Here is a 428-nt window from a genome sequence, read left to right as displayed (position 1 = left end):
GGCCGCAGTGGCTGCGCGAGTCCGACGCGATCCGGCAGGCCGGTCCCGCCCTGGTCGGCCGGACCGTGGTCATCGACCCGGGCCACGGCGGCACCGACCCCGGCGTGGTGGTGCCGGACGGGCCGCTGCGCTGGACCGAGGCCGACCTGGTGCACGACCTGGCCAGCCGGTTGGAGGGGCGGCTCGCCGCGTCCGGCGTGCGGGTGCAGCTCACCCGGGGGCCGACGCCGGGAAGCTGCCTGCCCGACGTGGAGCGGGCGCAGCTGGCCAACTCCCTCGGCGCCGACGTGTTCATCTCGCTGCACACCGACGGCCACGCCAACCCGGAGGCCGACGGCGTGGCGACCTACCACTACGGCACCGACAACGGCGTCACCTCGGCCACCGGGGAGCGGCTCGCCGGGCTGGTGCAGCGGGAGATCGTCGCC

At 76.6% G+C, this 428-nt stretch carries 1 protein-coding gene; it reads left to right on the top strand.

The genetic code is table 11. The features are described 5' to 3' along the window. Window positions 1–428: N-acetylmuramoyl-L-alanine amidase family protein (locus ACLQ29_RS35425; protein WP_425775710.1), on the top strand; the 428-nt coding region annotated here is incomplete at both ends.

This window comes from Micromonospora sp. DT228, assembly GCF_049841595.1.
GTDB lineage: Bacteria > Actinomycetota > Actinomycetes > Mycobacteriales > Micromonosporaceae > Micromonospora.
This window is presented reverse-complemented; position numbering and strand designations above follow the sequence as displayed.